Raw genomic sequence first — 16,959 nt, forward strand, 5'->3', positions numbered from 1 at the left:
GGCAGGCATCACAGGCGGCGCGCGGGCGGGCGCCGCCGCCGGAACGCAGGCGCTACAGTAGAGCGTTCGGGCAACAAAAAGGCGCCCTCAGGCGCCTGACTGATGGAAATGTTAGCCGACTGGAGACGGGTTGTCAAACGCATCCGACGCATCCGAGCTCGCGATTGAGCAAGCGCATCTCACGATGCTGTACGGGCACCTCGACACGCTGCGGGAGGACGCGTCCACGCAGCTGCAACGGGCGCTGCTGCAGACCGGCGGCACGCCGGCGGACCGCTCCCACCGCGACTCAGCGACCGCGCTGTACACCGACCGCCTCGCCCAGTACACCGCCGTGGAGAACGGCCTGTGCTTCGGCCGCCTCGACTTCGACCGCAGCGACGCCACCGGCGCCACTGACGGCGCGACTGACACAGCCGCGAAGAACACCGAGGTCCGCTACATCGGCCGGATCGGCATCTTCGACGAGGACAACGACTACGAGCCGCTGCTCATCGACTGGCGGGCACCGGCGTCACGCCCCTTCTACCTGGCCACCGCCGCCGCACCAGAAGGCGTCCGGCGGCGCCGCCACATCCGCACCGAACGGCGCACCGTCACCGGCGTCGACGACGAGGTCCTCGACCTCGACGAGGCGCACCACACCGGCCGCGGCGCACACGACGGCGTGGCGGGGGAGGCGGCGCTGCTGTCGGCGCTGAACGCGTCCCGTACCGGCCGGATGAAAGACATCGTCGAGACGATCCAGGCCGAGCAGGACCACGTCATCCGCTCGGACCTCAACGGGGTCCTGGTCGTGCAGGGCGGCCCCGGCACCGGCAAGACCGCCGTGGCATTGCACCGCGCCGCGTACCTGCTGTACACGCACCGGCAGATGTTGTCGTCGCGGGTCGTGCTGATCGTCGGACCGAACCCGACGTTCCTGCGGTACATCAGCCAGGTCCTGCCGTCGCTCGCCGAGACCGGCGTGCTGCTCGGCACGATGGGTGACCTGTTCCCCGGCGTCGTCGCGCACGGCGACGAGCCGGCGACGATCGCGGAGATCAAGGGCCGCGCCGCGATGGTCGACGTGCTCGCCGCCGCGGTCCAGGACCGGCAACGGGTCCCGGACGAGCCGATCACGATCCGCCTCGACATCCTCGACGGCGCGCCGGTGCTGCTCGAACCGGAGGTCATCGCCGACGCCCGCGACCGGGCACGCCGCTCCGGCAAACTGCACAACCTGGCCCGGCCCGTGTTCGACACCGAGATCATCCACGCGTTGTCGCTGCTGGTCGCCGACACGATCGGCATCGACCCGTACGCCGACGACCCTCTCGGCGGCGACGACGCCCCCGGCGACCCGCAGATCCTCGAAGAGGCCGACCTCGCCGAGATCCGCCGGGAGCTGCGCGGCGAGGCCGAGGTCCTCGGCGCCCTGGACTGGCTGTGGCCGATCCTCACCCCCCAGCAACTGGTTGCCGGATTGTTCGCATCAGAAACCCGGTTGACCGCCGCCGGCGCGCCGCTCGAGCTGCGGCGCAGCGCCAGAGCGGCGTGGACCCCCGCCGACGTGCCGCTGCTCGACGAGGCCGCGGAACTGCTCGGCGAGGACGAGACGATCCGCGAGATCATCGCCGAACGGCAGCGCAAACGGCAGATCGCCTACGCCGAAGGCGCCCTGGAGATCGCGTTCGGGTCCCGGTCCATCGACGTCGAGGACGAGGACGACCCGGAGCTGCTGTCCGTCACCGACCTGCTCGAGGCCGACCGGCTCGCCGAGCGGCAGGACGAGGGCTCCGCGCTCACCCCCGCCGAACGTGCCGCCGCGGACCGCAAGTGGGCGTTCGGGCACGTCATCGTCGACGAGGCGCAGGAGCTGTCACCGATGGCGTGGCGGCTGCTGATGCGCCGCTGCCCGTCCCGGTCGATGACGGTCGTCGGTGACGTCGCCCAGACCGGCGACCTCGGCGGCGCCGCGTCGTGGGCGTCCGCCCTCGACCCGTACGTGCCGGGCCGGTGGCGGCTGCGGGAGCTCACCGTCAACTACCGCACCCCGACGGAGATCATGGCGGTCGCCGCGGGAGTCCTGGCCGGCATCGACCCCGACCTGGAGCCACCCAGGTCGGTGCGCGCCGCCGGCGTCGACCCGTGGGTCCGCGGTGTCCCACCGGCCCGCCTGCCCGACGCCCTGGCCGAGGCCGCGACCACGGAAGCGGTCGAAGCCGGCGACGGCCGGCTCGGCATCATCCTGCCCGCCGGGACGTTCGCGGACCTGGTCCCGGCGGTGCTGAAGGTCCTGCCCGACGCCGCGGTCGGCGACGAACCCGAGCTTGCCGCGAAGGTCGTCGTCCTTACCGTCAAACAGGCGAAAGGCCTGGAGTTCGACGGGGTCATCGTCGTCGACCCCGACCGGATCGTGGAGGAGTCCCCGCGCGGCGCCAACGACCTGTACGTCGCGCTGACCCGCGCGACCCAGCGGCTCGGCGTCCTGCACCCGGGCGTCCTGCCCGAGTCGATGCTCGCGGTGGTCGGCATCTGACCGGGGAAGCCTGACCGGGGAAGCCTGACCGGGAAAGCATGACCGGGGAAGATTTGCGGTGGGAGCGTGTTGGGTCGGACTCCAGCACGCTCACCGAACCGGTGCCGGCTCCGGGTGCCTAGTCCGGTGCCGACCTGTCCGTGAGCGTAGCAACCCCCCGGATGAACCCGTCGCCGGTGGGGTCCACCTGTGCAGTCCACCCCAGTTTCGCCAGGTCGGCAGCGAGCCCGGCGGCGTCATGGAAGAGTTTGACGACCTCGTGCTCGCTGCCGTCCCGCAGCCGGCGCAGCACCGTGTCCCTGCCGCCGGGCGCCACCCGCTCCGTGACCCGCTCCGCGGTGCCCGTGTCCACGAACACGACCCGCCCGCCGGGCCGGACCGCGTCGGCGACCGCCGACCAGAACCCGGCGAACCGCCGCGGCGGCACGTGCGACAGCCAGAACGCGAAGAACACCGTGTCGTACCGGCGCGACGGCCGCCAACGAAACAGGTCCGCCTGCTCGAACGTGGCCGTGAGGCCCTCCCTGGCCAGCCGCCGCCGCGCGAGGTCGAGCATCTCCGGTGCCCCGTCGACCGCCGTCAGCCGCGCCGCACGCCCGGCCAGCCGCACCGTCCACTGACCGGTGCCGCACGCCAGCTCCAGGACGTCACCACCGACCGGCAGCTCGTCGACGAGACCCGTCAGCGAGCTGAACGACCGCTGCCCGTACACCTCGTCGTACTCCGGCGCCCGCGCCCGGTAATACGCCAACTGCCCGTCCAGCAGCGGCTCCAGCCCGTCCCGCTCCACCACTCGCTCCCGCCTCGCCTCGTCCTGAATTCATGCCGCGGTTCATGCCGCTCTGAGCCGCAGGTACGCGTCCAACGCCGCCGCCCCCGCCAGCATCGCCCGGCTCCGGCCCGTCAGCCTGCCCCGCCAGTCACCGAGCATCGCCTCCAGCGACTCCACGCTGCCGGCCGACCGTACCTGCGCGATCACCGGCGCGACCTGCCGCAACAGGTACCCGCCCCGCCGCAGCTGGTGCGCCAGCAGCGCGTCACGCACATCCGCCGCGCTGTACACGCGAAAACCCGTCTTCGGGTCCCGGCCCGGCTGCACGACACCGGCCCGCTCCCACTTGCGCAACGTCGCCGGCCGCACCCCGATCCGCCGCGACAACGGCCCCACGAACGTGTCACCGCGCCCCTGCGGCACGGGCCGCAGGTCCTGCAGCGCCGCCTCGACCGCCTGCACCGTCCGCCGGTCCTCCAGCAGCTGCGCGTGCCCCTCGTCGACGATCCGCAACGCGTCCTCGACCGCACCCCGGTGCACCGCCCGCAGGATCTCCGTCGCCGCCTGATGCCCGTGCCCCGGCACCAGCGCCACGAACGCGTCCAACGCCGCCGCGTGCAGCGCCGTGTACCTGCGGTACCCGCTGCCGGTCCGCTCCGCGTCGGGCAGGATCCCGGCGGCCTCATAGTTGCGGATCGCCTGCGTCGACAACCCATGCGCCCGCGCCAGATCGACCGGCCTTTGAAACTTTTCCGGCACGCCCACCGCCCAGACCGCGTCGAAGATTCAACCGTCGATGCAACGATACCGTTGACGCAATGACCTACCCCGTCACCGCCGCCTCCGTCGACCACCTCCTGCCGGCACCGCCGCGGATCCTCGCCCTCGGCGAACCCACCCACGGCGAGGACGTCCTCCTCGAGGTCCGCAACGACCTGTTCCGCGACCTCGCCACCACAACGCCGTTCCGGACGATCGCCCTGGAGACCGACTGCCTGAAAGCCCTCGCCGTCGACGACTACGTCACCACCGGCACCGGCACCCTCGACGACGCCATGACCCACGGCTTCAGCCACGGCTGGGGCGCCGCCACCCCGAACCGTGACCTCGTGCGCTGGATGCGCGCCCACAACGCCGACCTGCCGCCGTCGCAGCACCTGCACTTCGCCGGCATCGACGGCCCCCTGGAGCTCACCACCGGCCCCGCCGCCCCGCACCAGGCGGTCACCGCCCTCCATTCGGCGTTGGCGTCGTCGGTACCGGCAGCGCTCCTGCCACCCGCCGACCACCTCGACGAGGTGCTCGGCCCCGAGGACCGCTGGACGGACCCGGCCGCGATGCTCGACCCGTCCCGGTCCATCGGCCAGACCCCCGACGCCGCCAGGCTCCGCCTGCTCTGCGACGACCTGGTCGCCCTCCTGGACGCCCACGCCCCTGCGTTCCCGTCCCGCACCTGCCTGGACCGGGCCCGCCTGTACGCGCGCACCGCCACCGGCCTGCTGCGCTACCACCACTGGATGGCCGACCGGACCCCCGCCCGCATGCCCCGCCTCGTCGGCCTCCGCGCCGCGATGATGGCCGCGAACCTCCTCGCCCTCACCGACCGCGGCCCCGTCCTCGTCCACGCCCACAACCTCCACCTGCAACGCCACCAACCGGCGATGCGCCTCGGCGACCAGCACCTGACGTGGTCGAGCACCGGCGCGATCGCCGCCACCCACCTCGGCTCCGGGTACGCGTTCCTCACCACCGCCCTCGGCACCATCCACCACCACGGCGTCCACACCCCACCCACCGACACCATCGAAGGGCATCTCTACAGCATGCCATCGGACCGGTGCCTGGCCGACCCGCGCGCCCTGGCCGCCACCTTCGGCGACACGACGCCGGCCGCCCGCGTGTCGCCGTGGTTCGGCTACTTCCCGCTCGACCCTGCCCACCTGACCGGCGAGTCCGCCCCCGACGGCATCGTCTTCATCAAGGACTCACCGCCGGCGGCCGGCCCGGGGGAGTGACCCGCCGGGGGAGCGGGTCAGCGCCACCGACCTGCCCCGCGCCGCCGGCTTCCCCGGAACGCATGTGTGTCCGCCGCACCGTCGCCGAGGCGGGGGAGAGCCCTCCAGAACACCCGGCCAGACGTACCTCGGCCAGAACCCGGAGACCGTCTTCTGGTGCGGCGCCCGTCGTTGCCCCTCCGTAGCGCTGTCGTCGCTCGCAGCGCTGTCGTCGCTGCGGAGGGGCAACGACCCACGCTCGTAACGGACCTCGGAAACCCGACCTCGGTCACGCACCCTCACGCGCGTCGCCGACGTATCCGCGGCCGACCTCCGCGGATGCTCAGTTGGTGCTGGACACCGCCTCGTCTACCGGATGAGCGCCTCCGGGACTCGCAGGTCCTCATGTGCGTACAACGCGACGACCGCAGCCGGATCGTCCATACGGGTCACGTCGGCGATGCGGTCCATGAGGTCGTCGTAGTCGGCGCCGGTCTCACCCTTGTACGCGGCCTCCATCCGGCCCCACTCGTCCCACGGCAGCAGCTCGACCTTGTTGAGCGCGGCCAGGTCCCGCACCGCGTTGCCCTGGATCTCCGCCGGCCCGAAGTTCGCCGTGCCGCCCACACCGAACTTCCTCGCGTCGACACGACCCTCCCGCCACGCCGTCCACGCCTCACCGCCGGTCAGGAACACCCCTTCGCCGAGGTCCTCGGGGTGCGGCAGCACGGTCCCGCCGACGATCTCCGGGTCGGTGCGGACCCACCGCCCGTCCCGGTGGTGCTCGACGACCCAGTGGTCCAGGCCGAGACCCTCCTGGAAGTACGTCGCGAACCCGCACCTGGCCCGCGCCGGAATCCCGCGCAACCGCAGCAGCGCCACCGTCAGCACCGCGAAGTGCCGGCAGGTGCCGACCACCCGCCGCTCGGCGGGTCGTGGCACGTGCACCGGGTCACTGTCCATGCGCAGTAACGCGTGGACGATCCGGTCGGCGTGCCGGAGCTGGTTGTCGTCGAACCGTTCGCCGGGCAGCTCGAGGTCGCCGGTCTCGTTGGGGTGCACGATCAGCGTGTGCGCGAGCCGACAGATCCCGTCGGCGTCGCCGGGCACCCCGGCGAGCGCTTCGCCGGGCACTGTCGACAGGTCGGTGAGTGGTCCCGGTCCGCTGTAGTCGATCCCCGTCATGCCCAGGACCCTACCGCCGGGGTACGACAGAACTCAGGTTGACATAATGTCGATTATCGAACGTTTATCGTGCCAGGGCCGTCATCACGTCCTGGCCGATCGGCGCAGCGCGGGCCAGCTCCGTAACGCCGCCGAGGACGTCCTCATCAGCTGGGCGGCACGTCAACATGTCCTGCATGGCCGCTGGACCGAACGCCCGTTCCGCAACGTGCTGTGCCTGTCGGTCAACGACGCCGTCCTGCACGGCCCGCCCGCCACCCCCGCTGGTGCAATTTCCCGAGCTGGTCGTGCTGCTGGAACTCCTGCTCACACCACCCTGGAGCGACCTGACCGTCGGCGACCTCTCCGCCCGAAGGCCGTTCGCCCGCGAGGCGGGCCGGCGCCTCCGCTTGCCAATGCGCAACCCCAAACACAGCCGATCGGCTCCACGGTCCCCCCTCGGCGAGCTGCTCCAGCTGCACCGCAGCCCGCACCTTACGCAGGAGGGACACGACTCGATCCCGGTCGTCGGCTGGGAGACGCCCGACGGCGGCAGGACCATGCCGCGATCGATGCGTCTCATCTCACCCGGTGAATGACGGCAGCTATTGCCGCTACGGCGGAGCGGCTACGTCCGTGATCAAAGGTTGTAGGGGTACAGAGCGATGTTTTCGCGCTGGATGAACAGCTCGACCCATGTGCCTGCGACCTCGGCGGGGACTGGAACGGCGAGGTCCAGCAAGATCACCGTGCCAGCCAAATCCAGAACCGCCGCGCCATCGACGGTGACGTCCAGCCGGCCACGAACGATCACGCAGTGACCTCCTTGTCGCAGCTCCGCAGCAGCCTCGCTGGTCGGCTTGGCATTCTTGCCCCAGACGATTTCCTCGTCGATCTCCCACTCGACATGGTGCTGCCCCGCGGCGGCGTTCGGATCGCCGCACCAGCGAACCGCCGTCCGCCCGAAGGGCGTACTGACCTGGGCCAGAATAGGACTCCATGGGAACTTGGCGATCTTCTCCACCTCGACGAGCATGGCATTGATAATGCCCGGCGGGGCGCTGAGGTGGGCGCGGGCATCCGCGCATGCAACGCGCGGCCCGACCTTACGGGCCGTACCCTGCGTGACCAGCGAATTTGGACGTCGACCGCGCCGGGTGGCGTCCCCCTCGTTGCGACTTGCCTCAGATTGATTGGCAAACCGGACTCCAGCCTTGCCAATCAATCTGAGGCACCGCAGGTCAGCCGGAATCGACTACCTCAGTTTGGTTGGCAACGGACAGCAGAGCGTTCCTGTCGGACGGCCGCGGTCAAGCCGCGGCCGCGCGGATCGCGGTCGAGGAGATCATCGCCAGTTCGGGCCGAGTCGGCATGAAGAGGGTCGTGATGCCCAGCGTCTTGTTCATGGCTGCCAGCTGAGACTCGTGCACCGCGTCGCCGGCGTTCCGTACGCCGCGGATCATCACTCTTGCTCCGTTCTGCTGACAGTAGGCAACGGTCAGCCCGTTCCAGGCTGCGACCGTCACGTTTTCCCAGTCCGCCGGCAGAGCGGCACGGATGTCCAGCGCGCGTTCCGCACCGGTCTTGATGGGCTGCTTCTCGCCGTTGACCGCAACCAGAACCGTTACGTGTTCGAACAAGCGCCGCGCCCGATCGACAAGATCCCGATGACCAAGAGTGAAGGGGTCGAACGTACCGGGATAGACAGCCCGCGAGCTTCGCGGATCGCCGGCAGCATCGGGAAACATCAACGCATGCTACCTGCGCTTCAGTAGCCTCCTGGCAGACCATGAACAGGGTGGCTCAACATCACTGAGAACGGACTTCCATGCGCTACCCGCAGCCCAGCGACCCGGAACTCATGACCGCGATCCGCCGGTACGTCAGCCCCGGCCGCCGCTACCTCAAACTGCTGCACGGCAACTGCCTCGGCCTCGACACCGGCGAACGGGACCGGTTCGCCGCGGAACTCGCGGCGGACGCGCGCACCATCACCGACCACGAGCTCGGTGTGCTGCTCGACAGCGAGTGGCGGGCCCGGATGACCGCTCTGGGTGATGGGTGCGCTGATGCACCTCGATGACCGGCGTGGCACGGACCGGGCCGCGGCGTTCACCGTCCCTGGAGGCCTGTGGGAGCGCTCCGCCATGCAGCGGTTCGACCCGGCTCTGCGCAAGGCGCAGGTGGTGCGGGTGTGCGCGTTCGCAGCCGCGGCCATTGCAGGGGCTGCGGAAGGTGGAGACAAGCATCACGGAACGTGAACCGATACCGGACGGACGTGTCGGAAAGACGCAGGTGGACATGGATGTCCCCCGCGCGAGTGACGCGACGCTAGGTGATCGGCGTATGCGGCCGGTACCGTGTGTGTATGCGTGAAGTGCGCAAGGAGCGGGTCACGGTGACGATGCCCGCCGATGAGGCCGCTGCCGTGCGGCGGTTCGTGGACGCGGGTGGCGCGGAGTCGGTGTCGGCGTATGTCGCCGAGGCGGTCCGGGGCCGGCTGGCGCGGGACCGGGCGCTCATGGCGCTGAACGAGTTGTATGCGCGGCGTGGGGTGCGCATGGACCCGGAGCACCACGCGTGGGCGCGTGAGGTGCTGGGGGTGGCACCCGCCGGGCCGGTGTCGTGACCGCGGTGGGCGGCCGCATCCTGGACAGTTCGGCGATCCTGGGGTTCGTGGCCGGCACGCCGTACAGTTCGGCGATCGTGTGGCATGCGGTGGATCAGGGGGTCGTGCTGGCGGTGCCGGCGGCGGCGCTCGCGGAGGCGTGGGCGCAGACCTCCCCCAAGGACTATGACGTGCTCAAGGTGCTGCTGAGCCTGCCGGTGGTGGTCGTGGACGACCTGACCGCCGCGGACGCGGTGGACAGCGGGGCGCTGCTCTCCGGTGAGGGCGGTCCCGCTCTGGTCGCGGCCGCGCATGTGGTACGCCGTGCGCAGGCCCGCCCGGGTTGGGCGATCGTCACGGACCGGCCGGAGGTGCTGCGGACCCTGGACCCGTATGCGGAGATCGACGAGTTGCCCTGATCGCATGATCCATGTCGTACGGTGTGTCGCGTTCGAAAATGTCGTACCTGACTGATAGAACGTTCCCGTACACATGTTCGACTGAGGAGGGTGCGATGGTAGCCGCGCGGACCGCGGCCGGGGGCTTGTCGACGGTGGAGCTGGAGCAGATCCGGGACACCCTCGCGGCCGGCCGGAAGCCGAAGGTGGTGTTCACGGAGGCTGCCGGCCAGATCGCCGGGCAGCTCGGGCAGGTCGTGCAGCTGACCGACCCGGAACTGTCAGAGGAGTGGGTGGTGGTCCGGTTCGGCCGTGACGAACTGCCCTTCTCCCCCGCTGACCTGAAGATGGCTCCGAAGGCGGCGCCGGCGCGTCGCACCCCGATCGTTCCCGCCCCTCGTGAGGAGACCCCCGTGGCCGCGCCCGCCGTCGAGCAGCCCACCGACTCCGCCCTGCCCGGCGCCGACGCCCAGGCCGACGCGGCGCCCGCGAGCGCGGGGTCCGGCCCGTCGGCTGCCGGGGCCGGCAGCGCCGGCGACAGCGTCAAGGACACCAAGGACACTGCGGCGAAGGACACCGGTAAGGACGCGAAGGACGGCGGCAAGGACAGCGGGCCGGTGGAGAAGTCGTCGGGGGTGCCTGCGCCGCGGGCGACTCCGGCGAAGAAGGCCGCCGCGAAGCCGAAGGCGCCGGCCGGGCTGACGGTGACGCTGGCGTATGCGGACGGCGAGTGGACCGTCGCCGCCAACCAGGGCACGAAGTCCCTCGCGAAGCCGTATGTCATCAAGGCCAGCGAGGCGCTGAAGATGGTCGGCATGCTCGACGTCCCCGGCGTCCACGAGGCGGTCGAGGAGATCGTGTCCGCCGCCCGCGCCGAGGCCGAGTCGCAGGCGGAGCGGCTGCGGGCGGAGCTGGCGGAGATAGAGGCTCGCCTGGCCGAGCTCCGCGAGGCCGAGTGACGACAAGACCGATGTGACACGACGGATCCGCTCCCAGTTGTCGCTGTGGTGGGAGCGGATCCCGGCGCCGGGCTCAGCCGTCGCGCGTGTCGGTGCCCGGCGCAGCCCACGGATGCCGAGACCGGCGCTGGATGCCTGGTCCGGCATCGACCTGCCCGCGTGTGGCGGAACGGCTGCCGGGTGGCCTCGATGGTCGCGTGGAGGCGGAGCTGGGGCACGCCGCTGTTGAGGTCTCCCCCGCCGCACGCCAGGACGCCGTGCCCGGGGACGAGTCACCGTGAGAGCGCCGGTGTGACGCCCGGCTCGGCGGCCGCTCGCCGCCGCGGGTCGCCGCGTCGGTCGTGGGCTCTCCGGCAGGGTTGCGGCGACGGGAAACGCGGCGCGAGCCCGGCGGACCGACAGACACCGTCGAGTCACACCCCCCACCGACCGGCCCCGTCCGCTGGTGAGCGCGGCGCATGGTGAGAGGAGCCTGGCCGCGCGACCTTCAACAGGCGCAGCCGGGACAGGTGCGGCGGTGCGCTATGAAGAGCGGTATGGCGCACGGGGGTTCGGTCGGGCGGGCGGGGCGTGGGATGGCGGTGGCGACGTTGGTGTCGCGGGTCGCCGGGTTCGTGCGGCTGGTGGTGCTGGCGTCCGCGCTGGGGCTGGGCAGCCGGCTGCTGGACGGGTACAACGTGGCGAACACGCTGCCGAACGCCGTCTACGAGCTGGTGGTCGGGGGTGCGATGGCCAGCGTGGTCGTGCCGTTGCTCGCGAGGGCGGCGGTCACGGAGCCTGACGACGGGGTCGTCTACGCGCAGCGGCTGCTGACGTTGCTGATGTACGTGCTGGCGGCGGTGACGGTGGTGGCGATGGTGTCGGCGCCGTGGCTGGTGCGGGCGTACACGCCGGGGTTCACCGGTGAGGAGCGTGCGCTGGCGGTCGTGTTCAGCCGGTTCTTCCTGCCGCAGATCCTGTTCTACGGCGTCAGCGCGGCGGCCGGTGCGGTGCTCAACATCCGGGGGCGGTTCGCCGCGGCGATGTGGGCGCCGTTGGTGAACAGCGTGATCGTGATCGCGGTCAGCGTCGTGTACCTGGTGGTCGGGGGCGGCACGAGCATCGACGCGTTGACCGGGCCGCAACTGCTGGTGCTGGCGGTCGGTACGACCGGCGGGGTGGCCGGTCAGATGGCGCTGGTGGTGTGGGCGCTGGCGCGCAGCGGGTTCGTGCCGCGGCCGCGGTTCGATCCGCGGGGCATCGGCATCCGGCGGATCGGGCGGCTCGGTGGCTGGGTGCTCGTGTCCGTCGTGGCGGCGCAGGTGCTGATCGTGGCGGCGACGCGGGTCGCGTCGCTCGGCGGGCCGGGTGGGGTCAGCGCGTACCAGAACGCGTTCGCGGTGTTCCAGATGCCGTTCGCGGTGGTGGCGGTGTCGGTGATGACGGCGATCCTGCCCAGGCTCAGCCGTCACGCGGTGCGGCGGGACCACGCGCGGATCACCGAGGACCTGTCCCGGGCGGTGCGGCTCGCTGTGGTGGCGCTCGCTCCGGTCGCGGCGGCGATGCTGGTGCTCGGCCCGCAGATCGCGACGCTGCTGTTCTCGCACGGGCGCAGCGCACCGCCGGCGGTCGCGCTGCTGGGTGCGGTGGTGGCGGCGTTCGGGGTGGCGCTGGTGCCGTTCACCGGGTACATGATCCTGCAGCGGGGCTTCTACGCGCTGCAGGACACCAGGACCCCGGCGCTGATCACCGCCGGGGTGACGGTCGTCGGGGTCGGTGGCTGCTTCGCGGCGGCGCGGGTGCTGCCGCGGGCGGACATCGTCGTCGGGGTGCCGCTCGCGTATGCGGTGGCGTACACGGCGGGTCTCGTCGCGGCGGCCGCGGTCCTGCGGCGCCGGTTGGGGCGCATCGACGGCCGGCGCCTCGTCAGCACGCATGTGCGGGTGGGGGTCGCGGCCGGGCTGGCCGGTGGTTGCGCCGCGGTGGCGGTGGTCGTGTGCCCGCCGCTGGTCGCGTCGGGGTACGGTGCGGCGCTGGTCACGTCCGCCGCGGCCGGTGTCGTCGGTGTCGCCGTGTATGTCGTGGCCGGCCGTATGCTGCGCCTCACGGAGTTGCGGCAGCTCCTGCGCACCGTCCGGGCGGGTTGACCGGCCGCTCTGAGGGTTGCCGATTCCTGGATTGCCGGTCATCGCCTGCCGCCCGGTGCCGGCGGCCCGGGCGGAAAGGGCCGGCGGCGGGATTTGCGTGGTGGCGGGGCGGCGCTACCGTTCCATGGTCCGGTTCGCAGTTGACGGTGGCAGGAAATGACAGACGTGGAGCAGGGCACGGCGGACCGCACGGTGGATCTCGCGGCGGGTCGGGGTGTGCCGGCCGGTGAGGTGAGCGTCTCCCCCGCTGTTGCCGTGCCGGTCGCCGACCTGGAAGTGCGACCGGTGGACGCCGCTGGGCGGGTGTGGCGGGCGCCGTGGCTGTGGCGGTTCCTGCTGGTCCTGGCCCGGGAGGTGGTCCGGCCGGTCGCGCGGCTGCGGGTGACCGGGGACGTGCCGGCCGAGCTGCGCAACGGGCCGGTGGTGTTCGCGGTGAACCACATCGGGCCGTTCGATCCGGTGGCGATGAGCGCGGCGTGCCGGGTGGTGCGGTTGGCGCCGCGGTTGATGGCGACGGGTGGGTTGTTCCGGGCGCCGGTGGTGGGGTCGATGATGCGGGCGGCCGGGCACATCCGGATCAACCGGCGGCAGGCGGACGTCGGCAACGCCGTCGAGGTGGTCGCGGACGCGCTCGCGGTGGGGTCGCATGTGCTCGGGTACCCGGAGGGGCGGATCACGCTCGACCCGGGGATGTGGCCGGAGCGTGGGAAGACGGGGATGGCGCGGATCGCGTTGCGGACCGGGGTGCCGGTGGTGCCGGTCGCGCAGTGGGGTGCGCACGAGGTGGCGGCGTGGGGCGGGTTCGGGCCGACGGTGCGGACGTTGGGCCGGTCGCTGCTGCGCCGGCCGGTGGTGCGGGTGCATTTCGGTGCTCCGGTCGACCTGTCCGACCTGGATCCGGGGGTGTCGGGGTCGGCGCAGCGGGCCACGGACCGGATCATCGACGCGATCACCGCGGAGCTCGTCAAGCTGCGGGTCGACGAGCCGCGCCTGCCGCGGTACGTGGACCCGGTCAGGCCGTTGTCGACGCAGCGCCGGCACCGCCCGGCCCGGTGACGGCCGGCGGGACGGTGGCTGGTCGCAGCATGTAGACGTCGACCGGGTCCGAGGCGGTGACGGTGAACCCGTGCCGCTCGTACAGGCGGCGGGCGGCGCTGCCCTGCAGGACGTTGAGCCGCACGGGCAGCCGGCCGGTGTCGGCGCGGTCCAGTTGGGTGCGCAGCACCGCGCTGCCGATCCCGTGGCCGTGCAGGTCGGGCCGTAGGTAGAAGTGTTCCAGCCAGAGCTCCCCGTCGGCGGGGCGCAGCGCGACGCAGCCCGCGACGGCGCCGGCGACGTCGATGACCGTCGTGTGCTGGGGTGCGAACGCGGTGAGGAGCCGCTCCCGGACCCGGACCGGGTCGTACCGGCCGAGCCTGGTCAGGTCGGGGCGCAGGACGACGGCGCGGAGCTCGGCGATCGCGGTGGCGTCGCCGGGGCGGGCGGGGCGGAGCGTCCAGGGGGTCACGGCGGGCAGTATCGCAACCGGAACGCTCCTGTGAACCGCTCCCCCGCTCCCCTGCCCCGCCGACGTGGACACGACAGCCCAGATCGGCGGGGCGGCACGGCGGCAGGGGGCAGCGGATGCAGGCGTCGGCGCGTACCCGCGGGCGGTGGCGGCTCGCGATCGGTGGGGTGATCGTGGTGCTGTTGTCGGTGGCCGGGCTGTGTGTGGTGGGGGTGGGCAGGACCCGGCACGCGGCGGAGACGGTCGCCCGGTCGACGGCGTTGTCCGACGCGTACGCGCGGGCGAACAAGGCGATCGCCGAAGAGGAGTCCCTGGAGCGCACGTACCGGCTGGACCGTGGCGACGCGGTGCGGGCGCGGCACGCGATCGCGGGGGCGGCGTTGCACGCGGCGTTGAAGGATGTGGAGGCGCGGGGCGGGCCGACGGACCGGGACCTGGCGCTGCGGTTGCGGCACGTCCACGACGAGTACGGGTATGCGGTGCTGCAGGTGTTCGCCGCGGTCGACAACGGGGACATGGCCGAGGCGGCCAGGATCAACAACACCGACGTGGACCGGATCTTCTACCAGTTGAGCGCGGAGATCCAGGCGGCCGCGGACCTGCACGCGAGCCGCGCGGAGGCGGCGATCGCGGAGCTGCGCCGGGTGGAGGCGCTGGTGTTCGGTGCGCTGCTGACCGCTGTCGGGGTGGGTGCGGTGCTGCTGATCGGTCTGGGGCTGCTGGTGGTGCGGTACCAGAACGCGATGATGGCGCAAGCGGACCGGCATGAGCACGCGGCCAGGCATGACGCGTTGACGGGGTTGCCGAACCGGACCCTGTACACGGAGCGGCTCGAGGCGGCGATGCGGGCCCGGGACGCGGTGCTGTCGGTGATGCTGCTGGACCTGGACCGGTTCAAGGAGGTCAACGACACGCTCGGCCACCAGTACGGTGATGAGCTGCTGGTGCAGGTGGCGGCGCGGTTGACGGGTGAGGTGCGGGCCGGGGACACGGTCGCGAGGTTGTCCGGGGACGAGTTCGCGGTGCTGCTGCCGGGTGCCGACGTCGACCGGGCCCGGGCGCTGGCCGGCAGGTTGCAGGAGCGGCTGCATCAGAGTTTCGCGTTGCGGGACGTGACGGTGGACGTGGAGGCGTCGATCGGGATCGCGGTGCGGCAGCCGGGTGCGGGCGCCGCGGCGGCGGCCGACGAGCTGCTGCGGGCCGCGGACGTCGCCATGTACGCGGCGAAGGACACGAAGAACGGTGCTGTCGTGTACGAGCCGGCGACGACGGCGGCGCCGCCGAGCCGGCTGCTGCTGCTCGGTGACCTGCGCCGGGCGCTCGCCGAGGCGGACGAGCTGGTGCTGTATTACCAGCCGAAGGTGGCGCTCGCGTCCGGGGAGCTGTGCGGGGTGGAGGCGCTCGTCAGGTGGCATCACCCGACCCGGGGGTTGGTCGCGCCGGGTGAGTTCGTGCCGATGGCGGAGAACACGGGCCTGATCAACCTGTTGACGACGCATGTGCTGGGCCGGGCGGTGGCGCAGGCGTCGGCGTGGCGGGCGGCGGGGTGGGCGGTGCCGGTGGCGGTGAACCTGTCGCCGCGGTGCCTGACGGACCCGACGTTGCGGGACCGGGTCGAGGGGCTGCTCACCGAGCACCGGTTGCCGGCGCGGCTGCTGCGGCTGGAGGTGACGGAGAGCGCGGTGATGGCGAACCCGGCCCTGGCGACGGCGACGCTGCGGGGGCTGCACCGGCTCGGGGTGCGGTTGTCGATCGACGACTACGGCACCGGTTACTCGTCGATGGCGTACCTGAAGCAGCTGCCGGTCGACGAGCTGAAGATCGACCGGTCGTTCGTGGTGAACCTGTCCGGTGTGGACGACGACGACGCGGTCCTGGTCCGGTCCGCGGTGGACCTGGGGCACAACCTGGGGATGACGGTGGTCGCGGAGGGTGTGGAGCACGCGGGTCAGGTGGAGGCGCTGCGCCGGCTCGGGTGTGACATCGCGCAGGGGTACCACTACGCGCGTCCGGAGCCGGCCGACCATCTGCGGCCGTGGCTGCAGCCGGCCCCGGCCCGCTGAACGACAAAGGCACCGAACGACAAACGGCAGCGAACGGCGAAGGCCCGCCACGACGACCGTGGCGGGCCTTCCGCGTCCTGCGAAGGACTGCGCGGGAACTGCGCGGGAACTGCTGTGCGAGACCCGGTTTACGTGTGCGGGGCCCAGAACCCGGCGAGGGAGCTGGTCGCCGGGTCGTCGGAGCCCAGCAGCGGCGACCACGGGTCCGTGCCCGCCGGGACGTGCGTGCCGTCGTACGCGGCCAGGTCCGCCGGGCTCGCCGGGTCCGTGGTCACGGCCGGGTCGTACGCGGCCGCCGTGTGGTCGGGGCCGCCGAGGACGTCGGCGTCGGTCCACGGGAACCCGTCGACAGGCTCGGGTGGGCTGTCCAGGTGCAGCTCCTCCGGGAACGTGTGCCCGGGCCAGCCGTCGGTGTCGCTGTGCAGGTCCGGGTCGCTGCCGAACGGCTCCGCCCCGCCGTCCGCGTCGACGTCCACCTCGGTGTGGTGGTCGGCGAGGGGTTCGAACTCGGCGTGCTGGGCCGGGTCGCCGTCCGCCCCCTCGAAGTGGGCGTCCGAGGCGTCCGAGGTGTCCTCATGGTGGACGGACTGGTCGTAGTCGTCGGCGGCGTGCTCGGTGCCGAGCGGCTCCTCCAGGTCGTCGGCGCTGTGGCTGTCGTGCCCGTCGCCGAGTGCGGTGTAGTCGTCGTGCCCGTCGAACCCGGGGTCGCCGAACGTGTGACCGTCACCGAACCCCTGCTCGAAGCCGTGTTCGAAGCCGCTGCCGGTGTGGCCGCCGCTGAGGTCGGCGGTGTCACCGGTGTCCGGTTCGTCCCCGGACTCCGACCATTCCCAGTGCCCGTCCATGA

Annotated in this window: 17 protein-coding genes; 10 read left to right on the forward strand and 7 right to left on the reverse strand. The window is 72.0% G+C overall.

What is annotated here, in order from left to right; translation table 11 throughout:
• Positions 1–184: 184 nt before the first annotated feature.
• Complete coding sequence (locus ACFY3L_RS04110) at positions 185–2,521, forward strand: HelD family protein (protein ID WP_389318502.1); 2,337 nt, start codon at positions 185–187, stop codon at positions 2,519–2,521.
• A gap of 118 nt (positions 2,522–2,639) precedes the next feature.
• Here the strand turns inward: ACFY3L_RS04110 and ACFY3L_RS04115 are convergent, their stop codons facing one another.
• Both ACFY3L_RS04115 and ACFY3L_RS04120 read right to left on the reverse strand, forming a co-directional pair.
• On the reverse strand, positions 2,640–3,311 hold the full coding sequence (locus ACFY3L_RS04115) for a class I SAM-dependent methyltransferase (protein ID WP_389318504.1): 672 nt from the start codon (positions 3,309–3,311) through the stop codon (positions 2,640–2,642).
• Between the two features lie 42 nt (positions 3,312–3,353).
• Positions 3,354–4,052: a TioE family transcriptional regulator gene (locus tag ACFY3L_RS04120; protein WP_389319150.1), complete on the reverse strand. Its 699-nt coding sequence runs from the start codon at positions 4,050–4,052 to the stop codon at positions 3,354–3,356.
• Positions 4,053–4,111: 59 nt separating this feature from the next.
• On the opposite strand from ACFY3L_RS04120, the gene ACFY3L_RS04125 reads away from it, so the two are divergent.
• Positions 4,112–5,308 carry an erythromycin esterase family protein gene (locus ACFY3L_RS04125; RefSeq protein ID WP_389318506.1) on the forward strand — a complete coding sequence of 399 codons (1,197 nt, stop codon included), beginning with the start codon at positions 4,112–4,114 and terminating at the stop codon, positions 5,306–5,308.
• A gap of 348 nt (positions 5,309–5,656) precedes the next feature.
• Here the strand turns inward: ACFY3L_RS04125 and ACFY3L_RS04130 are convergent, their stop codons facing one another.
• The 3 genes from ACFY3L_RS04130 to coaD form a co-directional block, all read right to left on the reverse strand.
• Positions 5,657–6,472: a transglutaminase domain-containing protein gene (locus ACFY3L_RS04130; RefSeq protein WP_389318508.1), complete on the reverse strand. Its 816-nt coding sequence runs from the start codon at positions 6,470–6,472 to the stop codon at positions 5,657–5,659.
• Between the two features lie 619 nt (positions 6,473–7,091).
• Positions 7,092–7,487, reverse strand: coding sequence for a hypothetical protein (locus ACFY3L_RS04135; protein WP_389318510.1), 396 nt, complete (start codon positions 7,485–7,487; stop codon positions 7,092–7,094).
• Positions 7,488–7,761: 274 nt separating this feature from the next.
• On the reverse strand, positions 7,762–8,199 hold the full coding sequence (gene coaD / locus ACFY3L_RS04140) for a pantetheine-phosphate adenylyltransferase (protein WP_389318512.1): 438 nt from the start codon (positions 8,197–8,199) through the stop codon (positions 7,762–7,764).
• An 80-nt stretch (positions 8,200–8,279) separates the two neighbouring features.
• On the opposite strand from coaD, the gene ACFY3L_RS04145 reads away from it, so the two are divergent.
• The 7 genes from ACFY3L_RS04145 to ACFY3L_RS04175 all read left to right on the forward strand — a co-directional run bounded on the left by ACFY3L_RS04145 (position 8,280) and on the right by ACFY3L_RS04175 (position 13,598).
• A complete protein-coding gene (locus ACFY3L_RS04145; RefSeq protein WP_389318514.1) occupies positions 8,280–8,534 on the forward strand; it encodes a DUF6000 family protein in 255 nt (84 codons plus the stop codon).
• On the forward strand, positions 8,521–8,712 hold the full coding sequence (locus tag ACFY3L_RS04150) for a DUF6000 family protein (RefSeq protein WP_389318516.1): 192 nt from the start codon (positions 8,521–8,523) through the stop codon (positions 8,710–8,712). Before ACFY3L_RS04145 ends, ACFY3L_RS04150 begins: the two co-directional genes overlap by 14 nt.
• A 107-nt stretch (positions 8,713–8,819) precedes the next feature.
• On the forward strand, positions 8,820–9,080 hold the full coding sequence (locus ACFY3L_RS04155; protein ID WP_389318517.1) for a hypothetical protein: 261 nt from the start codon (positions 8,820–8,822) through the stop codon (positions 9,078–9,080).
• A gap of 5 nt (positions 9,081–9,085) precedes the next feature.
• Positions 9,086–9,478: a hypothetical protein gene (locus tag ACFY3L_RS04160; protein WP_389318519.1), complete on the forward strand. Its 393-nt coding sequence runs from the start codon at positions 9,086–9,088 to the stop codon at positions 9,476–9,478.
• 95 nt (positions 9,479–9,573) lie between these two features.
• Positions 9,574–10,416, forward strand: a complete 843-nt coding sequence (locus tag ACFY3L_RS04165) for a hypothetical protein (protein ID WP_389318521.1) — start codon at positions 9,574–9,576, stop codon at positions 10,414–10,416.
• A gap of 575 nt (positions 10,417–10,991) precedes the next feature.
• Entirely contained in the window at positions 10,992–12,542 is a 1,551-nt protein-coding gene (murJ, locus tag ACFY3L_RS04170) for a murein biosynthesis integral membrane protein MurJ (protein WP_389319152.1), read from the forward strand.
• A 285-nt stretch (positions 12,543–12,827) separates the two neighbouring features.
• On the forward strand, positions 12,828–13,598 hold the full coding sequence (locus tag ACFY3L_RS04175; RefSeq protein ID WP_389319154.1) for a lysophospholipid acyltransferase family protein: 771 nt from the start codon (positions 12,828–12,830) through the stop codon (positions 13,596–13,598).
• Here the strand turns inward: ACFY3L_RS04175 and ACFY3L_RS04180 are convergent.
• Complete coding sequence (locus ACFY3L_RS04180) at positions 13,555–14,049, reverse strand: GNAT family N-acetyltransferase (RefSeq protein ID WP_389318523.1); 495 nt, start codon at positions 14,047–14,049, stop codon at positions 13,555–13,557. The genes ACFY3L_RS04175 and ACFY3L_RS04180 overlap by 44 nt on opposite strands.
• 116 nt (positions 14,050–14,165) lie before the next feature.
• On the opposite strand from ACFY3L_RS04180, the gene ACFY3L_RS04185 reads away from it, so the two are divergent.
• Positions 14,166–16,112: a putative bifunctional diguanylate cyclase/phosphodiesterase gene (locus ACFY3L_RS04185; protein WP_389318525.1), complete on the forward strand. Its 1,947-nt coding sequence runs from the start codon at positions 14,166–14,168 to the stop codon at positions 16,110–16,112.
• Positions 16,113–16,240: 128 nt separating this feature from the next.
• Here the strand turns inward: ACFY3L_RS04185 and ACFY3L_RS04190 are convergent, their stop codons facing one another.
• The gene (locus tag ACFY3L_RS04190; RefSeq protein WP_389318527.1) at positions 16,241–16,957 is read right to left on the reverse strand and encodes a hypothetical protein; all 717 of its coding nucleotides are present in this window, start codon (positions 16,955–16,957) and stop codon (positions 16,241–16,243) included.
• Positions 16,958–16,959: the final 2 nt, after the last annotated feature.

The organism is Dactylosporangium sp. NPDC000521, assembly GCF_042898305.1.
Taxonomy (GTDB): domain Bacteria; phylum Actinomycetota; class Actinomycetes; order Mycobacteriales; family Micromonosporaceae; genus Dactylosporangium.